Annotated in this window: 16 protein-coding genes; 12 read left to right on the top strand and 4 right to left on the bottom strand. The window is 32.5% G+C overall.

From position 1 onward, the window contains the following. The 5 genes from porX to AC2TDS_RS00795 all read left to right on the top strand — a co-directional run bounded on the left by porX (nucleotide 1) and on the right by AC2TDS_RS00795 (nucleotide 4,352). On the top strand, nucleotides 1-1,548 hold the full coding sequence (gene porX, locus AC2TDS_RS00815; RefSeq protein WP_484737229.1) for a T9SS response regulator signal transducer PorX: 1,548 nt from the start codon (nucleotides 1-3) through the stop codon (nucleotides 1,546-1,548). Nucleotides 1,549-1,552: 4 nt separating this feature from the next. Continuing rightward, on the top strand, nucleotides 1,553-2,128 hold the full coding sequence (locus AC2TDS_RS00810; protein ID WP_484737228.1) for a DUF1287 domain-containing protein: 576 nt from the start codon (nucleotides 1,553-1,555) through the stop codon (nucleotides 2,126-2,128). A 39-nt stretch (nucleotides 2,129-2,167) separates the two neighbouring features. Then, nucleotides 2,168-2,581 (top strand): tRNA (adenosine(37)-N6)-threonylcarbamoyltransferase complex ATPase subunit type 1 TsaE, encoded by a 414-nt coding sequence (tsaE, locus tag AC2TDS_RS00805; RefSeq protein ID WP_484737227.1) that lies wholly within the window; start codon nucleotides 2,168-2,170, stop codon nucleotides 2,579-2,581. Nucleotides 2,582-2,589: 8 nt separating this feature from the next. After that, complete coding sequence (locus AC2TDS_RS00800; protein ID WP_484737226.1) at nucleotides 2,590-3,789, top strand: alanine dehydrogenase; 1,200 nt, start codon at nucleotides 2,590-2,592, stop codon at nucleotides 3,787-3,789. 188 nt (nucleotides 3,790-3,977) lie between these two features. Continuing rightward, entirely contained in the window at nucleotides 3,978-4,352 is a 375-nt protein-coding gene (locus AC2TDS_RS00795) for a DUF4258 domain-containing protein (RefSeq protein ID WP_484737225.1), read from the top strand. 474 nt (nucleotides 4,353-4,826) lie between these two features. Here AC2TDS_RS00795 and AC2TDS_RS00790 read toward each other — a convergent pair whose 3' ends face one another. Beyond that, nucleotides 4,827-7,025: a RecQ family ATP-dependent DNA helicase gene (locus AC2TDS_RS00790; RefSeq protein ID WP_484737224.1), complete on the bottom strand. Its 2,199-nt coding sequence runs from the start codon at nucleotides 7,023-7,025 to the stop codon at nucleotides 4,827-4,829. 134 nt (nucleotides 7,026-7,159) lie between these two features. On the opposite strand from AC2TDS_RS00790, the gene AC2TDS_RS00785 reads away from it, so the two are divergent. The 4 genes from AC2TDS_RS00785 (at nucleotide 7,160) to lptB (ending at nucleotide 10,109) form a co-directional block, all read left to right on the top strand. Next, nucleotides 7,160-8,131 carry a KpsF/GutQ family sugar-phosphate isomerase gene (locus AC2TDS_RS00785; protein ID WP_484737223.1) on the top strand — a complete coding sequence of 324 codons (972 nt, stop codon included), beginning with the start codon at nucleotides 7,160-7,162 and terminating at the stop codon, nucleotides 8,129-8,131. Between the two features lie 2 nt (nucleotides 8,132-8,133). Continuing rightward, nucleotides 8,134-8,928: a twin-arginine translocase subunit TatC gene (gene tatC / locus AC2TDS_RS00780; protein WP_484737222.1), complete on the top strand. Its 795-nt coding sequence runs from the start codon at nucleotides 8,134-8,136 to the stop codon at nucleotides 8,926-8,928. A gap of 2 nt (nucleotides 8,929-8,930) precedes the next feature. Beyond that, complete coding sequence (locus AC2TDS_RS00775; protein WP_484737221.1) at nucleotides 8,931-9,290, top strand: carboxymuconolactone decarboxylase family protein; 360 nt, start codon at nucleotides 8,931-8,933, stop codon at nucleotides 9,288-9,290. Nucleotides 9,291-9,368: 78 nt separating this feature from the next. Beyond that, nucleotides 9,369-10,109, top strand: coding sequence for an LPS export ABC transporter ATP-binding protein (lptB, locus tag AC2TDS_RS00770; RefSeq protein ID WP_484738906.1), 741 nt, complete (start codon nucleotides 9,369-9,371; stop codon nucleotides 10,107-10,109). Between the two features lie 309 nt (nucleotides 10,110-10,418). On the opposite strand, the gene AC2TDS_RS00765 is transcribed toward lptB, so the two are convergent. Further along, nucleotides 10,419-11,195 carry a CDP-alcohol phosphatidyltransferase family protein gene (locus tag AC2TDS_RS00765; protein WP_484737220.1) on the bottom strand — a complete coding sequence of 259 codons (777 nt, stop codon included), beginning with the start codon at nucleotides 11,193-11,195 and terminating at the stop codon, nucleotides 10,419-10,421. A gap of 66 nt (nucleotides 11,196-11,261) precedes the next feature. Here AC2TDS_RS00765 and AC2TDS_RS00760 point away from each other — a divergent pair, with 66 nt between their 5' ends. From AC2TDS_RS00760 to AC2TDS_RS00750, 3 genes are all read left to right on the top strand, one after another. Next, nucleotides 11,262-12,236: a YheT family hydrolase gene (locus AC2TDS_RS00760; protein WP_484737219.1), complete on the top strand. Its 975-nt coding sequence runs from the start codon at nucleotides 11,262-11,264 to the stop codon at nucleotides 12,234-12,236. Nucleotides 12,237-12,332: 96 nt separating this feature from the next. Continuing rightward, nucleotides 12,333-13,400 (top strand): putative type IX sorting system protein PorV2, encoded by a 1,068-nt coding sequence (locus tag AC2TDS_RS00755; RefSeq protein ID WP_484737218.1) that lies wholly within the window; start codon nucleotides 12,333-12,335, stop codon nucleotides 13,398-13,400. After that, nucleotides 13,400-14,584, top strand: a complete 1,185-nt coding sequence (locus tag AC2TDS_RS00750; RefSeq protein WP_484737217.1) for a lipoprotein N-acyltransferase Lnb domain-containing protein — start codon at nucleotides 13,400-13,402, stop codon at nucleotides 14,582-14,584. Before AC2TDS_RS00755 ends, AC2TDS_RS00750 begins: the two co-directional genes overlap by 1 nt. Here the strand turns inward: AC2TDS_RS00750 and aroQ are convergent. Together aroQ and guaB are read right to left on the bottom strand one after the other, a co-directional pair. Next, the gene (gene aroQ, locus AC2TDS_RS00745) at nucleotides 14,565-14,981 is read right to left on the bottom strand and encodes a type II 3-dehydroquinate dehydratase (RefSeq protein WP_484737216.1); all 417 of its coding nucleotides are present in this window, start codon (nucleotides 14,979-14,981) and stop codon (nucleotides 14,565-14,567) included. The genes AC2TDS_RS00750 and aroQ overlap by 20 nt on opposite strands. Nucleotides 14,982-15,103: 122 nt before the next feature. Next, nucleotides 15,104-16,576, bottom strand: a complete 1,473-nt coding sequence (guaB, locus tag AC2TDS_RS00740) for an IMP dehydrogenase (protein ID WP_484737215.1) — start codon at nucleotides 16,574-16,576, stop codon at nucleotides 15,104-15,106. Between the last annotated feature and the right edge of the window lie 17 nt (nucleotides 16,577-16,593).

Below are 16,593 nucleotides of genomic sequence, written 5' to 3'. Positions count from 1 at the left end.
ATGCGAAATATTGATATACTTTGGGTTGATGATGAAATAGATTTATTAAAACCACATATTATATTTTTAGAACAAAAACACTACCAGGTAACTCCCTGTACCAATGGCACTGATGCTATTGATTTAGTAGGTGAGAAGAATTTTGATATTGTATTTTTAGACGAAAACATGCCTGGTATTACAGGTTTGGAGACCTTATCTGCAATCAAACAAATTAATGCCAATCTTCCTGTTGTAATGATTACCAAAAGTGAAGAAGAATACATAATGGAAGAGGCTATTGGATCTAAAATTGCAGATTATCTAATAAAACCCGTTAACCCTAATCAAATACTACTAAGCTTAAAGAAAAACCTCGATAATTCACGTTTAATTTCAGAAAAAACGACTTCTAGTTACCAACAGGAATTTCGGAAAATTTCTATGGACCTAGCAATGGTGAATACATTTAGAGACTGGACTGACCTTTATAAAAAGCTGGTTCATTGGGAACTTGAACTGGAAAACATTAATGATACTGGGATGCTTGAAATATTAGAATCTCAAAAAACTGAGGCGAACAGTCAATTTTTTAAATTTGTTAAGAAAAACTATCAAAATTTGCTTATTGATCATGATAAGCCTACATTTTCTCACACACTTTTTAAAGATTATATACAACCTAACCTTAGTAAGGATAAAGGCGTTTTATGGCTTGTAATTGATAATCTTCGTTATGATCAATATAGAATACTCGAACCTTTTATTAATAATTATTACAAAAAAGAAGAAGAACATTCGTATTATAGTATTTTACCCACTGCAACTCAATACGCACGTAATGCTATATTTTCTGGTCTTATGCCTTCTGAAATGGAAAGAATACATCCTGAATACTGGAAAAATGATACCGATGAAGGAGGGAAAAACCTATTTGAATCTGAATTTTTAACCGCACAGATAAAACGACTAGGTTTAGATATTGAGCATGAATACTACAAAATAACATCGCTTAAAAACGGTAAAGATTTATCCGATAATTACAACGCTACAAAGCAAAATGATTTAACTGTTCTCGTTTATAACTTTGTAGATATGATTTCTCACGCCAAAACAGAAATGGAAGTGATTAAAGAGTTAGCAGGAGATGATAAGGCTTACAGATCACTCACTGCTAGTTGGTTCACCAATTCCCCTTTATATGAGATTATTCAAAAAGCCCAAAGACTAGGTCAAAAATTAATTATTACCACAGATCATGGAACCATTAACTGCAAAACCCCTACAAAGGTAATTGGAGATAAAAATATTAGTTCTAATTTGCGTTATAAAACAGGTAGAAGTTTAAGTTATGACGAAAAGGATGTGTTTGCTGTAAAAAATCCAAAAGACATATTTTTACCTATGATGGCAATTAATAGTCCGTTTATTTTCACGAAGGAAGATTTATTTTTTGCTTACCCAAATAATTACAATCATTTTGTAAAATATTACAAAAACACATATCAGCATGGTGGAATATCATTAGAGGAAATGATTATACCATGTGGTATTTATAATCCGAAGTAAGGTGATGAAAAGATTGACGATTATTTTGCTTTTAACTTATGGTTTTACAGTATTTTCTCAAGGTTCAAAAGATAAACTAAGTAAAGCCGCAATATCTTTGACTAAGCAACGGGTAATCTACGATCCTAGTTATTTTTCAATAGGATATCCAAACGGTAAGATTCCTTCAAACAAAGGTGTTTGTACTGATGTAATTATTAGGGCTTACAGAAAATTAGGTGTTGATTTGCAAAAAAAAGTTCATGAAGACATGGAAGATAATTTTCAATTATACCCTAAAATTTGGGGATTAAAAAAAACCGACACCAACATAGATCATCGAAGAGTGTATAACTTAATGGTTTTTTTTAAACGAAAAGGAATCACTAAATCTATTTCTAAAAAAAGTGATGATTATTTACCAGGTGATGTGGTGTGTTGGAGCCTAGATAAAGGAATTCCACATATAGGCATTGTAATAGATAAAAAATCTACTGATAATAAACGTTTCATGATCGTTCACAATATAGGTGCTGGTCAAGTTATTGAAGATTGTCTATTTTCGTATAACATAACCGGACACTTCAGATATGAAAACTAAATTTCTATACTTTTTGAAAGTTATTTACATTTGCTATCTATGAATAGAAACTACTCTTTAAATGAGCTTTCTTCTATCGCAAAGGAAGTTATTGAGAACAGCACCAATAAAGTGTTGTTGTTTTATGGTGAAATGGGGGTTGGAAAAACCACCTTAATTAAAGAAATCTGTAAAGCTTTGGGGGTTGAAGACCTTGCTAGCTCACCTACTTTTTCACTAGTAAATGAATATAAAATCAACGATGTATCTTCAGTATATCATTTTGATTTTTATAGAATTATAAATGAAGAAGAGGCCTATGACATGGGTATTGAAGATTATTTATACAATGATGAATGGTGTTTAATTGAATGGCCCGAAAATATTAAAAATTTACTACCTTTAGAGACGATTACTATTGAAATATCATTATTAGAAAACGGAAACCGTAATATTCAACTTAAAACAAACTAAAAAACCCAATGAGCTCTATATCTTCTCCTTTTACGAAAGAACAATTAATCCCGAAGCCTGAAGTACTTGAAATAAAGAAACAAAAAGGAGAATTATTTATTGGTATCCCAAAAGAAACTCATTTTGAGGAAAAGAGAATTAGTTTAACCCCAGACACTGTTTCTGCTTTAGTTGCCCATGGTCATAGAATTGTTATTGAAACTGGTGCTGGTGAAGGCGCTAACTATAGTGATAAAGAGTATTCGGATGCAGGAGCAAAGATTTCCTATGATATTAAGGAAGTTTTTTCTTGCAATATTGTTTTAAAGGTTGAGCCACCATCACTCAATGAAATTAAGATGCTAACTCCGCAAGCAGTACTTATTTCTGCTTTACAGTTAAAAACTCAAAATAAAAAGTATTTTGAAGCATTAGCTAAAAAAAGAATAACTGCTATTGCTTTTGATTATATAAAGGATGAACACGGTGTCTATCCTATTGTAAAATCTTTAAGTGAAATAGCGGGTATTGCTTCGATTCAAATAGCTGCGGAATTAATGACTACCGCCAATGGTGGTAATGGGTTATTACTTGGAAATATTGGAGGTGTTCCTCCTAGTGATGTTGTTATTATTGGAGCAGGCACAGTAGGCGAATTTGCAGCGAAATCAGCTGTAGGAATAGGAGCTAGAGTAAAAGTTTTTGACAATTCGATTACAAGACTCAGAAAACTTCAAAATTATGTTCATGCTCCTGTTTATACATCTACGATACAACCTAAAACCTTAGCTAAAGCGTTGAGGCGTTGTGATGTTGCCATTGGAGCATTGCGAGGGGAAGATAGATCTCCTATTGTTGTTACTCAATTAATGATAGATCAAATGAAAGATGGGGCCGTTATTGTTGACGTTAGTATTGATAGAGGAGGCTGCTTCGAAACATCAAAAATTACAACTCATAGCAATCCAACATTTAAAAATAGTGGGGTTATTCATTATTGTGTACCTAACATTCCTTCTAGATATGCCAGAACAGCATCCTTCTCAATTAGTAATATCTTTACCCCTTACCTGTTAGAAATAGCTGAAGAAGGAGGTTTTGAAAATGCTGCTAGATTTGATAAAAGCTTGCGAAATGGCATGTACTTTTACCATGGAATCCTAACTAACAAAACGGTTGCTGATTGGTTCGATTTGCCATATAGAGATATTAATTTATTGTTTTTATAACCAAATAGACTAAAGGTTTTAAAATTAAATAATTTAGTTAGAACTAAAAGCTAGGGATGACTCTTTTAGGGAGAATTATAGTAGAAAAAAATCTATTCTCTAAATTACACGATATAAATTAATATTAGTTTGTTATTGTTTACCGCTATGCATATTTATTTCTACTTTTGCATTCGAAAATAAATATTATGAATTTATTAAAGCGTTTTGGGTATTATTTAATTGGTGTAGCCTTAGGTTCAGTGGCTGTTCTATTCTTTTGGAAGAACAAAAATGTTTCTTTTGATTACGGTATGGATGCAAGAACTTTGAAAACTATTAGAACTAAACAACGTGTTATTTCAAAAGATGCCTTACATGTTATCACTATGAAAAACATTGATACATCTTCTATTTCAGCTATTTTAAAATCAGCGGATGTAGATTTTTCAAAAAGTAAGCCAAGACAGAGACCATGTGCCGAATATTATATTACAGGAAAAGATAGCTTAGAACACATTAGCTTGTATATAGTTCGCTGTGATTCTACGGCCACTATTAAAGATGTGCTAATCAAAAAATAAACAGATTACTTAGCATAAAGCATAAATTTTATAAGCGTACTTATTTTTGAATTCACTTGTTTTTACGATGACTCATTCAAAAATAGAAATACGTTTTGTATTATAATAACCTGAAAAACAAAAATACTCAAGGTAATAGTTTTCGCGTTAATTTTATACCAGCTATTGTTTGAATTTACTGTAAAAGAAAATGATTGCTTTTTCTTTATATAAGATAGAAAATCAATAATAGCAGTACTACGATTTCTTTTTGTATTGACATAGAAAGGAAAAAAGGACGTTTTATTATTGTAAATTCAAATGGTAAATGGAATTATAATTCAGATTCGAAATTCGCTACAATATTAAGTTGAATTAAAACAGAACGCAAGAGAATTACCTCTTGCGCTTATCTATTTTTTTCGTTTAATGAATTAGTTTTATATTCGGTTATAGTTTAATATCCATTAAAATAGATGGATATTAAAAGTTTTTTTAATTTGCTATTTCACTTGTAAATTTAATTCTCATTAATCGTAATTCTTCATCATCATAATCACCTTCAAATTCATCTAACGCCTCTTGTATTTTATCCGTTTCTGCTTCCATAAAATACTCATGAATCTCCTCTTGTTGATCCTCATCTAACAAATCATCAATAGCGTAATCAATATTTAATTTTGTACCAGAAAACACAATTGCTTCCATTTCTTTAATCAATTCAGGCATTTCTAAACCTTTTGATTTTGCTATATCTTCTAATGGTAATTTTCTATCTGTATTTTGAATAATGTACAATTTCAATCCTGAGTTTACCCCTGTACTCTTAACAATTAGATCATCAGGACGCATGATATCATTTTCCTCAACATAGCTACTTATAAGTTTAATAAAGTCTTTACCATACTTTTTAGCTTTTCCTTCCCCGACACCATGTACTTTAGATAATTCTTCAAATGTCACAGGGTATTTCAAACCCATATCATCAATTGACGGATCTTGAAAAACGGCAAATGGAGGTACTCCTAACTTTTTCCCTACCTTTTTTCGTAAATCCTTTAACATTCCAACAAGTTTCTCATCCACCCCTCCTGCAAATGATTTCGTATTGGTTATTATGGTACCATCATCATCTGTAGCATATACATGATTTTCGGTCATCATAAACGATACAGGATTGTTTAAAAATTCTTTCCCATGTTCGGTAAGTTTTAAAACACCATATAACTCAATTTCTTTTTTAATAAAATCAGTAACTAATACTTGACGTATTAATGCCATCCAATAGTGATTATCTTTTTCATTACCAATTCCAAAAAAAGGTTGTTTAGTGGTTTTGTGAGACTTTAACAGAGCATTTTCTTTACCTAATAATGTATTTACTACTTCTTTAGGTTTATACATTTCATTAGTACTCTTAATTACAGCTAATAATTTCACCACCTCTTCTTTAGCTTCATGCTTTTTCTTCGGGTTGCGCATGTTATCATCCATTTCAGCCCCGTCCCCATGTATTTCATCAAACTCCTCTCCAAAATAATGCAACAAGTATTTTCGCCTATTCATCGATGTTTCAGCGTACCCAACCACTTCTTGTAAAAGAGCATGTCCAACTTCTTGTTCTGCCACTGGTTTATTGGCCATAAACTTTTCAAGTTTTTCAATATCTTTATAGGAATAGAAAGTCAAACAATATCCTTCACCTCCATCACGCCCAGCTCTACCGGTTTCTTGATAATAGCTTTCCAAACTTTTGGGGATATCATGATGTATCACGAATCTTACATCGGGTTTGTCAATTCCCATACCAAACGCAATCGTAGCCACAACAACATCACAATCTTCCATCAAAAACATGTCTTGATGTCTTACTCTTGTTTTTGCATCTAAACCAGCATGGTAGGGTACTGCATTGATTCCATTTACCTGCAACACTTGCGAAATTTCCTCCACTTTTTTACGGCTCAAACAATAAATTATCCCTGATTTACCTAAGCGCTGTTTAATGAATCGAATAATATCTTTTTCGATTTCTTTCGTCTTAGGCCTAACTTCATAAAATAAATTAGCTCGATTAAAAGAAGCTTTAAAAACATTGGCGTCACTCATGCCTAACGTTTTCAAAATGTCTTCTTGCACTTTTTCGGTAGCCGTTGCAGTTAATCCTATAATAGGAACATTATCAATTTGTTTAATAATATTTCTCAAATTCCTATATTCTGGTCTAAAGTCATGACCCCATTCTGAAATACAATGTGCTTCATCTATGGCAACGAACGATATATCCTGCTCCCGTAAAAATAAAACATACTCTTCTTTAATCAAGGACTCTGGCGCTACATATAGCAACTTTGTAATTCCTTGTTCAATATCAGTTTTTACCTGACTAACTTCTGTTTTATTTAAAGAAGAATTTAATACATGAGCTATTCCGTGTTGTTCGGAAATTCCTCTTATGGCATCCACCTGATTCTTCATCAATGCTATTAAAGGAGAAACAACAATAGCTGTTCCTTCTTTCATCAATGCGGGTAATTGATAACACAATGACTTTCCACCCCCTGTTGGCATAATCACAAATGTATTCTGATTGCTTAAGATGCTATTGACCACATCTTCCTGTAAACCTTTGAATTTATTAAATCCAAAAAGCTTTTTTAATGATTTGTATAAATCCGACTGCTCTACATCCATCTGTTAATATCCTATTTAAAATCTAATTTATAAAAAAAGTACAAATAAAAAGTCATAAACTTTAAATTTTATGAGATTTACTACCTAAAATATTTCTATTTTTACAACTTTAATTTATACTTAAATTACAGAACTTGAAAAACTCAAGCAATATCCTTTCAACTGCTAAAGACACCATACTTTTGCAAAGTAACGCTGTTGCTAATTTAGCAAAATTATTAGATAATTCTTTTATCGAGGCCGTAAACTTTGTTCTAAATTCTAATGGTCGCGTAATCGTTACAGGCATTGGTAAAAGTGCGAATATAGCAACTAAAATAGTAGCGACACTAAATTCAACAGGAACCCCTGCCATTTTTATGCATGCCGCTGATGCTATTCATGGCGACTTAGGAAATGTGCAACAAAACGATACTGTTATTTGTATTTCAAAAAGTGGTAATACACCAGAAATTAAAGTTTTGGTTCCGCTAATTAAAAGTTCTAATAACAAAATAATTGCAATCACAGGAAACCCAGAATCATTTTTGGGTAAAAATGCTGATTTTTTACTGAATTCATATGTTGAAAAAGAGGCTTGCCCTAATAATCTGGCACCAACAACAAGTACTACAGCACAACTAGTTTTAGGTGATGCTTTGGCCGTTTGCTTGTTGGAACGAAGAGGTTTTTCTAGTAATGATTTTGCCAAATATCACCCTGGTGGAGCTTTAGGTAAACGTCTTTATTTAAGAGTTTCTGACCTGATTAAAAACAATGATACTCCAAAAGTAAATCCATCGGATCCCATAACGAAAGTTATTATTGAAATTTCAGAAAAAAGACTGGGAGTGACCGCAGTTGTTGACCAGTCTGACAAAATAATTGGTATTATTACCGATGGCGATATCAGAAGAATGCTGAGTAAAACAACACAAATTGATAAGCTTACAGCCAGCGACATCATGAGTAAAAACCCAAAATCAATTCATGTTGATGCTATGGCAGTTGATACCTTAGATACATTAGAAACTAATAATATCACTCAAATTTTAGTGATAAACGATTCTGAGAAATATGTAGGTGTCGTTCATTTACACGATTTAATTAAAGAAGGAATATTTTAATAATGGCTACAAAAGAAATGTCTTTTTTAGATCATCTTGAAGAATTAAGATGGCATTTAGTGCGAAGTTTTGCTTCAATTTTTATTTTAGCAATAGCTATTTTCGCTAATATCAAATTTGTTTTTAATGAATTCTTATTAGCACACCTACAACCAGATTTTGCTACCTACCGTTTTTTCTGTAGAGTTTTCTCCTCTATAGGTGTAGATAGTAGTTTTTGTGATATCAATTTCAAACAAACGTTACAAGCGTTAAACCCTACACAACAATTAATGACCGGAATTTGGTCATCATTGATATTAGGTTTTGTAATTTCTTTCCCTTATATTTTATGGGAGTTTTGGTCTTTTGTAGCACCGGGCTTACACAAGCGTGAACAAAAAAAATCAAGGGGTTTTATTTTCACCTCTTCCCTCTTATTTTTTTTAGGAGTTCTTTTTAGTTATTTCGTTATTATACCGATGTCTGTATATTTCTTTTATAATTTCGAAATTTCTGATAGTATACAAAATAACTTTAAACTCGAAGCGTACATAAGCCTTGTTACCAACACCATGCTTGGAGTAGCTGTTTTTTTTGAACTACCTGTAGTCATCTACTTCTTATCTAAAATCGGACTCATCACTCCTCATTTTTTAAGAAAATACCGAAAACACGCATTAGTACTGGTATTAATTCTATCTGCAATTATAACACCACCTGATGTAGCTAGTCAAGTAATTGTTTCTGTTCCTATTATGATTTTGTACGAAATTAGCATATATGTTTCAAAATTTGTAATAAAAAAACAACAATAGTCATGTCTGAAAAAATAAAAGAGTTCAATGAGTATCGTTCTAAAATGAACGAAAAAATTTTGGCTTCAGACAATAAAGTAATAAAACGGATATTTAATCTGGATACCAATGCATACAGTGAAGGTCATTTACCAGTAAAAACCAAAGAATTATTAGGTTTGGTTGCCTCAGCAGTATTGCGTTGTGATGATTGTATAGCATATCACCTAGAAACTGCTTATAAAAATGGTTTAACAAAAGACGAAATGATGGAGACTATGTCTATAGCTACTTTAGTTGGAGGAACTATAGTCATTCCACATTTACGAAGAGCTGTTGAATTTTGGGAATATTTGGAAAATGATAATGAGATTTCTAGCTAATAACGTTTAAGAGTATTTTAAGAAGTATATATACTTTGATTTATTACATTTAATCGTGAAAAATGTTTAAACATGAATATGAAACTAAAAGCGAATAACATACAAAAAATCTACGGTAAACGAAAAGTAGTTAAAGGTATTTCTCTAGAAGTCAAACAAGGAGAAATTATTGGGCTGTTAGGGCCTAATGGAGCTGGGAAAACAACGTCTTTTTACATGATTGTAGGAATGATTAAACCAAATGGTGGAACCATTTTTTTAGATGAGGAGGAAATTACTGAAGATGCCATGTATAAAAGAGCTCAGAAAGGTATTGGATACCTAGCGCAAGAAGCCTCAGTTTTTAGAAAGTTATCAGTAGAAGATAATATTATGTCTGTTTTAGAATTTACGAAAAGAAATAAAACGGAGCGAAAACAACGTTTGGAAGAACTTATAGAAGAATTTAGCTTAGGACATGTTCGTAAAAACAGAGGTGATTTACTTTCCGGTGGTGAACGTAGAAGAACTGAAATTGCTCGATGTTTAGCTTCTGACCCTAAATTTATACTTTTAGATGAGCCATTTGCTGGAGTTGATCCTATTGCTGTAGAAGATATTCAGGGAATTGTTGCTCAATTAAAAAATAAAAATATTGGTATTTTAATTACCGATCATGACGTACAAGCCACTTTAGCTATTACAGATCGTACCTATTTAATGTACAACGGAAGTATTTTAAAAGAAGGTACACCAGAAGAGTTAGCAGAAGATGAAACAGTACGCAGGGTGTATTTAGGAAAAGATTTTGAATTAAAGAAAAAGAAATTTAAGTCGTAAATCATACCCGTTTTTTTTCATAAAAACATTTTGGTGACTATAGCCGTTAACAATACACTAATTAACTGGTGCTGTAAATTAAACAAAAGACCTACTTAGTTTTCATCTGTTTGTGTTTTTCGCGTGTTATTATAATTTTTTCATAAACAGCAATCATCGGTTTTATCAACTTTAAACCCAGTAATTAAAACAATGACACCTTAAAAAACCGAGTATCACAATAGTAATAAAAGAAAATTAAACCATTATTAATTTCACGCTTCAAGAAGATAACTAGAATTTAAAGCAATGCTTTTCAACATACACTAATTACTTACTTAGCTGGTTTTGTGCTATTGAAATAGTTATATATAACAATATAATAATTGGCACAGCAACAAATTGGAGGGTTAACAGTAATGCAATAGAAGCTATTAGAAAAACATATTTAATCAAATTCTCTTTGATTGAAAAAGTTTTAAACTTTAATGAAAAAAGTGGTAATTGAGCATTCATAACAAAACTCAACAAAACGGTCATTCCTATTAATAGGTATTGGTTTTGAACAAGTTCATGAAAATACGAATCAGAAGAATACTGACCAATTAGAGGCAGCGAAACAACAAACAAACTCATTGCTGGCGTTGGTAAACCAATAAAACTATCCGATTGACGATCATCTATATTAAAGTTAGCCAAACGATAGCCTGCGGCAAGTGTTAGGATTAAACCCAAATAAGGCAAATTACTCCCTGATCTGCCATATTCGTCCACACCGAAATACCCAACAGCATCAATATCAACCGCATGTATCAATAGCTGAAACATTACAATGCCAGGCACTACTCCACTTGTTACCATATCTGCTAACGAATCTAACTGTTTACCTAGCTCTCCTTGTACTTTTAATAATCTCGCTACGAAACCATCAAAAAAGTCAAGGGAAATCCCGGTAATTACTAAAATTGCAGTTCCCACAAAATCACCTTTCACAGCAAATATGGTGGCAATAGTTCCGCATAATAAATTTCCAAGAGTAATTAGATTAGGAATATGTTTTTTGATGTTCATGGTGTCTAGAATTTGACGACGAAAATAAGAAATCATTTCATCAGTTTTACTTTTTCATGTTTTTTTGTCATCTTTGTTAAAAATAGCTATAAAATTTAACTTATGCCTGTACTAAAAAATAATTTCAATCCTACCTTACCATTTAAAAATTCTCATTTTAGTACAATGTATCGTCCTTTATTTATGAACGATCGCATAAATTATGAACGAAAAAGAGTCACTACCTGGGATCATGATTTTATCGATTTAGATTTTTCTTTTGTGAAATCAAAAACGTTAGTCTTGTTGATTCATGGCCTTGAAGGCAGTGCCCAATCAAATTATATGATTACTACCTCTAAACAACTTAACAACAACGGGTACGATACCGTATGTATGAATTTAAGAGGTTGTAGTGGTGAGGATAATTTACTACTAGAAACCTACCATAGCGGTAAAACAGACGACATCGAATTTATTGTTAATTTCTTGTATAACAATTACAACTATACGAATATTATTATTGTCGGGTTTAGCTTAGGAGGTAATCTAACACTCAAATATTTAGGCGAATACACGAATATCCCTGAATCTGTTAAAGGAGCTGTTGCTGTATCCGTACCCATTGATTTAACGTCTTCACAGGCCGAACTGTCTAAACTCAAAAATAAAATCTATTTAACAGAGTTCTTAAGAACAATGAAAACTAAGCTTCTTAACAAAGCAGAAAAATTCCCGGAATTTCAACTAGATAAACAATTGTTAGCCAAAGCATCACTTTTTAGGCATATAGAGAAGCAATATACCGTGCCTATTTTCGGTTTTACGAGCTCGGAAGATTACTGGGAAAAAGCAAGTTCGAAACCCTATATTTCAAAAATAAAGCACACTACACTCCTTATTAACTCACTAGATGACAGTTTTCTCTCAGAAGAATGTTATCCATACAACGAAGCAAATATGTACTCAAACTTTTATTTATTAACCCCTAATTATGGCGGCCATGTAGGATTTTTATCATCTTTTTGGAATTCTGAAAATAAATGGTTAGAACAAAAGATAAATCAATTTATTGATGAGAAAATAGTTTGTCAATAATAGTAACTTAGAAATATTGTAACAACAATATCTTGTTAAATTGATAGTTATATTCTATGTATTTTAAGATATTTGTAGCTTATTCAACCTAAACCATTGAAAACACATTTTTTATTTTTTATTGTCCTATTTTCAACAAACTTACAAGCTCAATTCAGAAATTATTCAAATGAGTTTTTAAACATCGGCGTTGATGCAGCTGCCTTAGGCATGAGTAAATCAGTGGTAGCCACTAGTAATGATGTAAATGCGATTTATTGGAATCCTGCCGGTTTAGTAAACGTTGATGATTACCAAGGCTCCTTGATGCATGCTACCTATTTTGCAGGTATTGCGAATTACAATTTTATTGGTTTTGCCATGCCTATTGATCATAAAAGTGCCTTAGGCTTATCTATTATTCGTTTTGGTGTAGATGATATTTTGAACACGACAGAACTCATAGACAGCCAAGGAAATATAGATTATAATAGAATCAGCTTATTCTCTGCGGCAGATTATGCCTTTAACTTTGGCTATGCCAGAAAAATGATTTTAGACGGATTCCATTTTGGTATAAACGCTAAAGTTGTGCGAAGAATAATTGGCGATTTTGCTACTTCATGGGGCTTTGGTTTCGATGTAGGATTTCAATTTGAGAGAAACAATTGGAAATTTGGAATCATGGCTCGAGATATTACCACTACGTTTAATACTTGGAGTATCAGCGAAACTGAATTTGAAAAAATTGAAAATGCCATTCCTGGGCAAAACCAAGAGCTTCCAGAAACAACTGAAATTACCAAACCCAAAGTACAATTAGGAATTGCCAAAAGCTTTCGTGTTAGTCGTTTTTTTAACTTACTCACAGCAGTAGATTTAAATATGCGATTTGCAAAAACAAATGATATTATTGCCACAAGTGTTATGAGCATCGATCCTTCTTTAGGTTTACAGTTAGATTATGACAACATGGCTTTTTTGCGCTTTGGCATTGGAAATATTCAAAACACCACAGAGTTTGATGGTAGTAAATCTATCTCTATCCAACCTAATTTTGGTCTTGGATTTACCTATAATGGAATTCAAATTGATTATGCTTTGACAAATATAGGCAGCATAGGCAATGCGCTGTATTCTAATATTTTTTCTATTAAATTTAATTATAGCTTTTTTCGACAATAATGGCACTAAAAAAACAGGTAACTCTTTTCTTTATTTTCTCTTTTTTAACTGTAGTACAGTCTCAAAATTTACAGCTCTCAACATATTCAGAAATTAGCGTAATTACCTACGGTCCAGGAGAAGCTCTCTATGAAAAATTTGGGCATACTGCCATACGTATTAAAGATCCCTTACTGCAATTAGATTTAATATACAATTATGGCATTTTTGATTTTTCAGAGTCTAATTTTTACCTAAACTTTACCAAAGGTTTTATGAAGTATAAATTAGCTCGTTATTCTTTCCCTCCCTCTCTAAAGAGCTATAATTTTGACCAGAGGTGGGTTCAAGAACAAGTTTTAAACCTTACTAGTGCTCAAAAAAATGCTTTTTTTAAATATTTAGAGATCAATGCTCATCCGAAAAATGCAAGTTATTTCTATGATCCGTTTTTTAACAATTGTTCAACAAAACCCAGAGATATTATAAAAACCATTTTAGGAGATGGGGTTAACTTTAAAGATGATTTTGTTACCGAAAACCTCTCTATACGTCAGTTAATGAATAGAGAAATTCACCCTAATACTTGGGGTAGTTTAGGAATTAATATCGCTTTAGGGAACCGATTAGATAAATTAGCAAGCCCTAGTGAGTATTCATATTTACCCGATTATGTTTTTAGTATGCTAGCCGTCTCTAAAATTGTAAAAAATGGTCATGAAGAAAATTTGATTCGTACAACAAGAACGCTTTTAGACCACCCAGAAAAAAAAGCAACATCCGATACAGTAAGTCCATTGATCATGTTTTTTATACTCTTGTGTATAGGCTTATTCATCACCTATAAAGACTACAAAAAGAAAACCAGAAGTAAATGGTTTGATTTTATACTATTCTTTACCACTGGTATTTTTGGTGTTTTAATTACTTACCTGTGGTTCTTTTCCAACCACGCAACCGCACCAAACAATTTTAATTTTTTATGGGCTTTTGCTCCTAACCTTTTAGTTGCGTTTTTTATCACTAAAAAAAACACACCTAACTGGATTTCTAACTATATGCTACTCTCTATATTGTTGTTGGTTTTAATCCCTATAATTTGGCTTTTAAAAGTTCAGTTATTTCCAACAGCTTTGATAAGTTTCTATATTTTGTTATTGGTTAGGTATCTTTATATTTTTAACGCTATAAAAAGCTTTGAATAGCTAGCTCATAACTTTGTAAGCCAAACCCTGTAATTATTCCTTTAGTATTAGGTGCCAAATAGCTTTTATGACGGAATTTTTCTCTCGAATACACATTGGATACATGTACTTCAATTACTGGGGTGGTTATTGCTTTTACAGCATCTGCAATCGCCACCGAAGTATGCGTATAAGCCGCTGCATTAAGAATAATACCGTCATAATCAAAGCCCGTTTCATGCAATTTATTTATGAGTTCTCCTTCAATATTTGATTGGTAATACCTCAAATCGATCTCACTAAACTTACCCTTCAATTCTTTATAGAAATCTTCAAATGAGCTACTTCCATATACTGTAGGCTCTCTTTTACCTAATAAATTTAAATTCGGACCATTAATAATTAATATTCTCTTCATTTTTTTATTTAAAGAGTAAAGTTAGGAATTGTAATTCATTTTTGGCTTTAAGAAAAGAAAAAACCGTTGAAAAATTTAAATTTCCAACGGTTTTATATTTGTTATATCTTTTTTGTTTGCGATTATCTACTATAATTGGGTGCTTCTTTAGTAATAGCCACATCATGTGGATGGCTTTCATTGATACCAGAAGCTGTAATTCTAACAAACTTCCCCGTGTTTTTTAAGGTTTCAATATCTTTTGCTCCGCAATACCCCATTCCTGCACGCAAGCCACCGACAAATTGATGAATACTTTCATACAATTCTCCTTTATAAGGAACACGACCTACAATTCCTTCTGGAACCAATTTTTTGATATCATCTTCGACATCCTGAAAATAACGATCTTTGGAACCTTTTTTCATGGCCTCAACGGACCCCATTCCTCTATATGATTTAAATTTTCTTCCTTCGTATATAATTGTTTCCCCTGGAGATTCTTTCGTTCCTGCTAATAAAGAACCTAACATCACACAATCTGCTCCGGCTGCAATTGCCTTCGGAATATCACCTGTGTATCGAATTCCTCCATCGGCAATAACAGGTACTCCAGACCCTTTAATCGCTGCTGCCACTTCTAGTACCGCTGAAAACTGTGGAAATCCAACTCCGGCAACAACTCTAGTAGTACAAATAGATCCAGGACCAATTCCTACCTTAACAGCATCGGCTCCAGCTTCTACTAAGTATTTTGCAGCTTCTGGGGTAGCAATATTTCCTACCACTACATCTAAACTTGGAAATTTACTTTTAACCTTTTTCAATACAGAAACGACTCCTTTTGTATGACCGTGGGCAGTATCAATAATAACCGCATCTACTCCAGCGGCCACCAAAGCTTCAGCTCTTTCTACTGCATCTCCTGTAACTCCTAAGGCAGCGGCCACTCTTAATCTACCGTATTGATCTTTGTTGGCTTCAGGTTTCAATGTTAATTTAGTAATATCTCTAAATGTTATTAGTCCTACTAATTTGTCATTGTCATTAATTACGGGTAATTTCTCAATTTTATTTTCTTGTAAAATAACCTCGGCCTGTTTCAAAGAAGTTCCTTCTGCTACCGTAATTAAATTTTCAGAAGTCATCACCTCGGCAATAGGACGATCATTATCCTTTTCAAAACGCAAATCTCTATTGGTAACAATACCAACTAATTTATCATTTTCATCAACTACCGGAATCCCTCCTATTTTATGATCGCGCATCGCTGTTTTAGCATCATACACAATGGCACTCATAGGAAGCGTAATTGGGTCGATAATCATACCACTCTCTGCTCTCTTTACCTTTCTAACTTCTTTCGCTTGTTCCTCAATAGTCATGTTTTTATGCAAAACACCAATACCCCCTTCTCTTGCTACAGCAATTGCCATGGCCGATTCGGTTACCGTATCCATTGCAGCTGATACAATTGGTACGTTAATCGTAATATTTTTTGTAAACTTAGTTTGAATATTAACTTCTCTTGGAAGTACTTCTGAATATGCAGGAACTAACAGGACATCATCATATGTTAAACCTTCTCCTACAAATTTTAATTGGTGAGCATTCATACACGTAATCAATTTTA

Source organism: Tenacibaculum profundicola, assembly GCF_057220795.1.
Note: the sequence above shows the minus strand (reverse complement) of the source record. Positions and strands in the feature narration are given on the sequence as shown.

What these genes read in the sequence shown, in the direction of transcription:
- AC2TDS_RS00765 (WP_484737220.1), bottom strand. Translation starts at nt 11,195, where the DNA reads ATGATTTCTTATTTTCGTCGTCAAATTCTAGACACCATGAACATCAAA.
- AC2TDS_RS00800 (WP_484737226.1), top strand. Translation starts at nt 2,590, where the DNA reads ATGAGCTCTATATCTTCTCCTTTTACGAAAGAACAATTAATCCCGAAG.
- porX (WP_484737229.1), top strand. Translation starts at nt 1, where the DNA reads ATGCGAAATATTGATATACTTTGGGTTGATGATGAAATAGATTTATTA.
- AC2TDS_RS00760 (WP_484737219.1), top strand. Translation starts at nt 11,262, where the DNA reads ATGCCTGTACTAAAAAATAATTTCAATCCTACCTTACCATTTAAAAAT.
- guaB (WP_484737215.1), bottom strand. Translation starts at nt 16,576, where the DNA reads ATGAATGCTCACCAATTAAAATTTGTAGGAGAAGGTTTAACATATGAT.
- AC2TDS_RS00775 (WP_484737221.1), top strand. Translation starts at nt 8,931, where the DNA reads ATGTCTGAAAAAATAAAAGAGTTCAATGAGTATCGTTCTAAAATGAAC.
- aroQ (WP_484737216.1), bottom strand. Translation starts at nt 14,981, where the DNA reads ATGAAGAGAATATTAATTATTAATGGTCCGAATTTAAATTTATTAGGT.
- tatC (WP_484737222.1), top strand. Translation starts at nt 8,134, where the DNA reads ATGGCTACAAAAGAAATGTCTTTTTTAGATCATCTTGAAGAATTAAGA.
- lptB (WP_484738906.1), top strand. Translation starts at nt 9,369, where the DNA reads ATGAAACTAAAAGCGAATAACATACAAAAAATCTACGGTAAACGAAAA.
- AC2TDS_RS00750 (WP_484737217.1), top strand. Translation starts at nt 13,400, where the DNA reads ATGGCACTAAAAAAACAGGTAACTCTTTTCTTTATTTTCTCTTTTTTA.
- AC2TDS_RS00795 (WP_484737225.1), top strand. Translation starts at nt 3,978, where the DNA reads ATGAATTTATTAAAGCGTTTTGGGTATTATTTAATTGGTGTAGCCTTA.
- tsaE (WP_484737227.1), top strand. Translation starts at nt 2,168, where the DNA reads ATGAATAGAAACTACTCTTTAAATGAGCTTTCTTCTATCGCAAAGGAA.
- AC2TDS_RS00790 (WP_484737224.1), bottom strand. Translation starts at nt 7,025, where the DNA reads ATGGATGTAGAGCAGTCGGATTTATACAAATCATTAAAAAAGCTTTTT.
- AC2TDS_RS00810 (WP_484737228.1), top strand. Translation starts at nt 1,553, where the DNA reads ATGAAAAGATTGACGATTATTTTGCTTTTAACTTATGGTTTTACAGTA.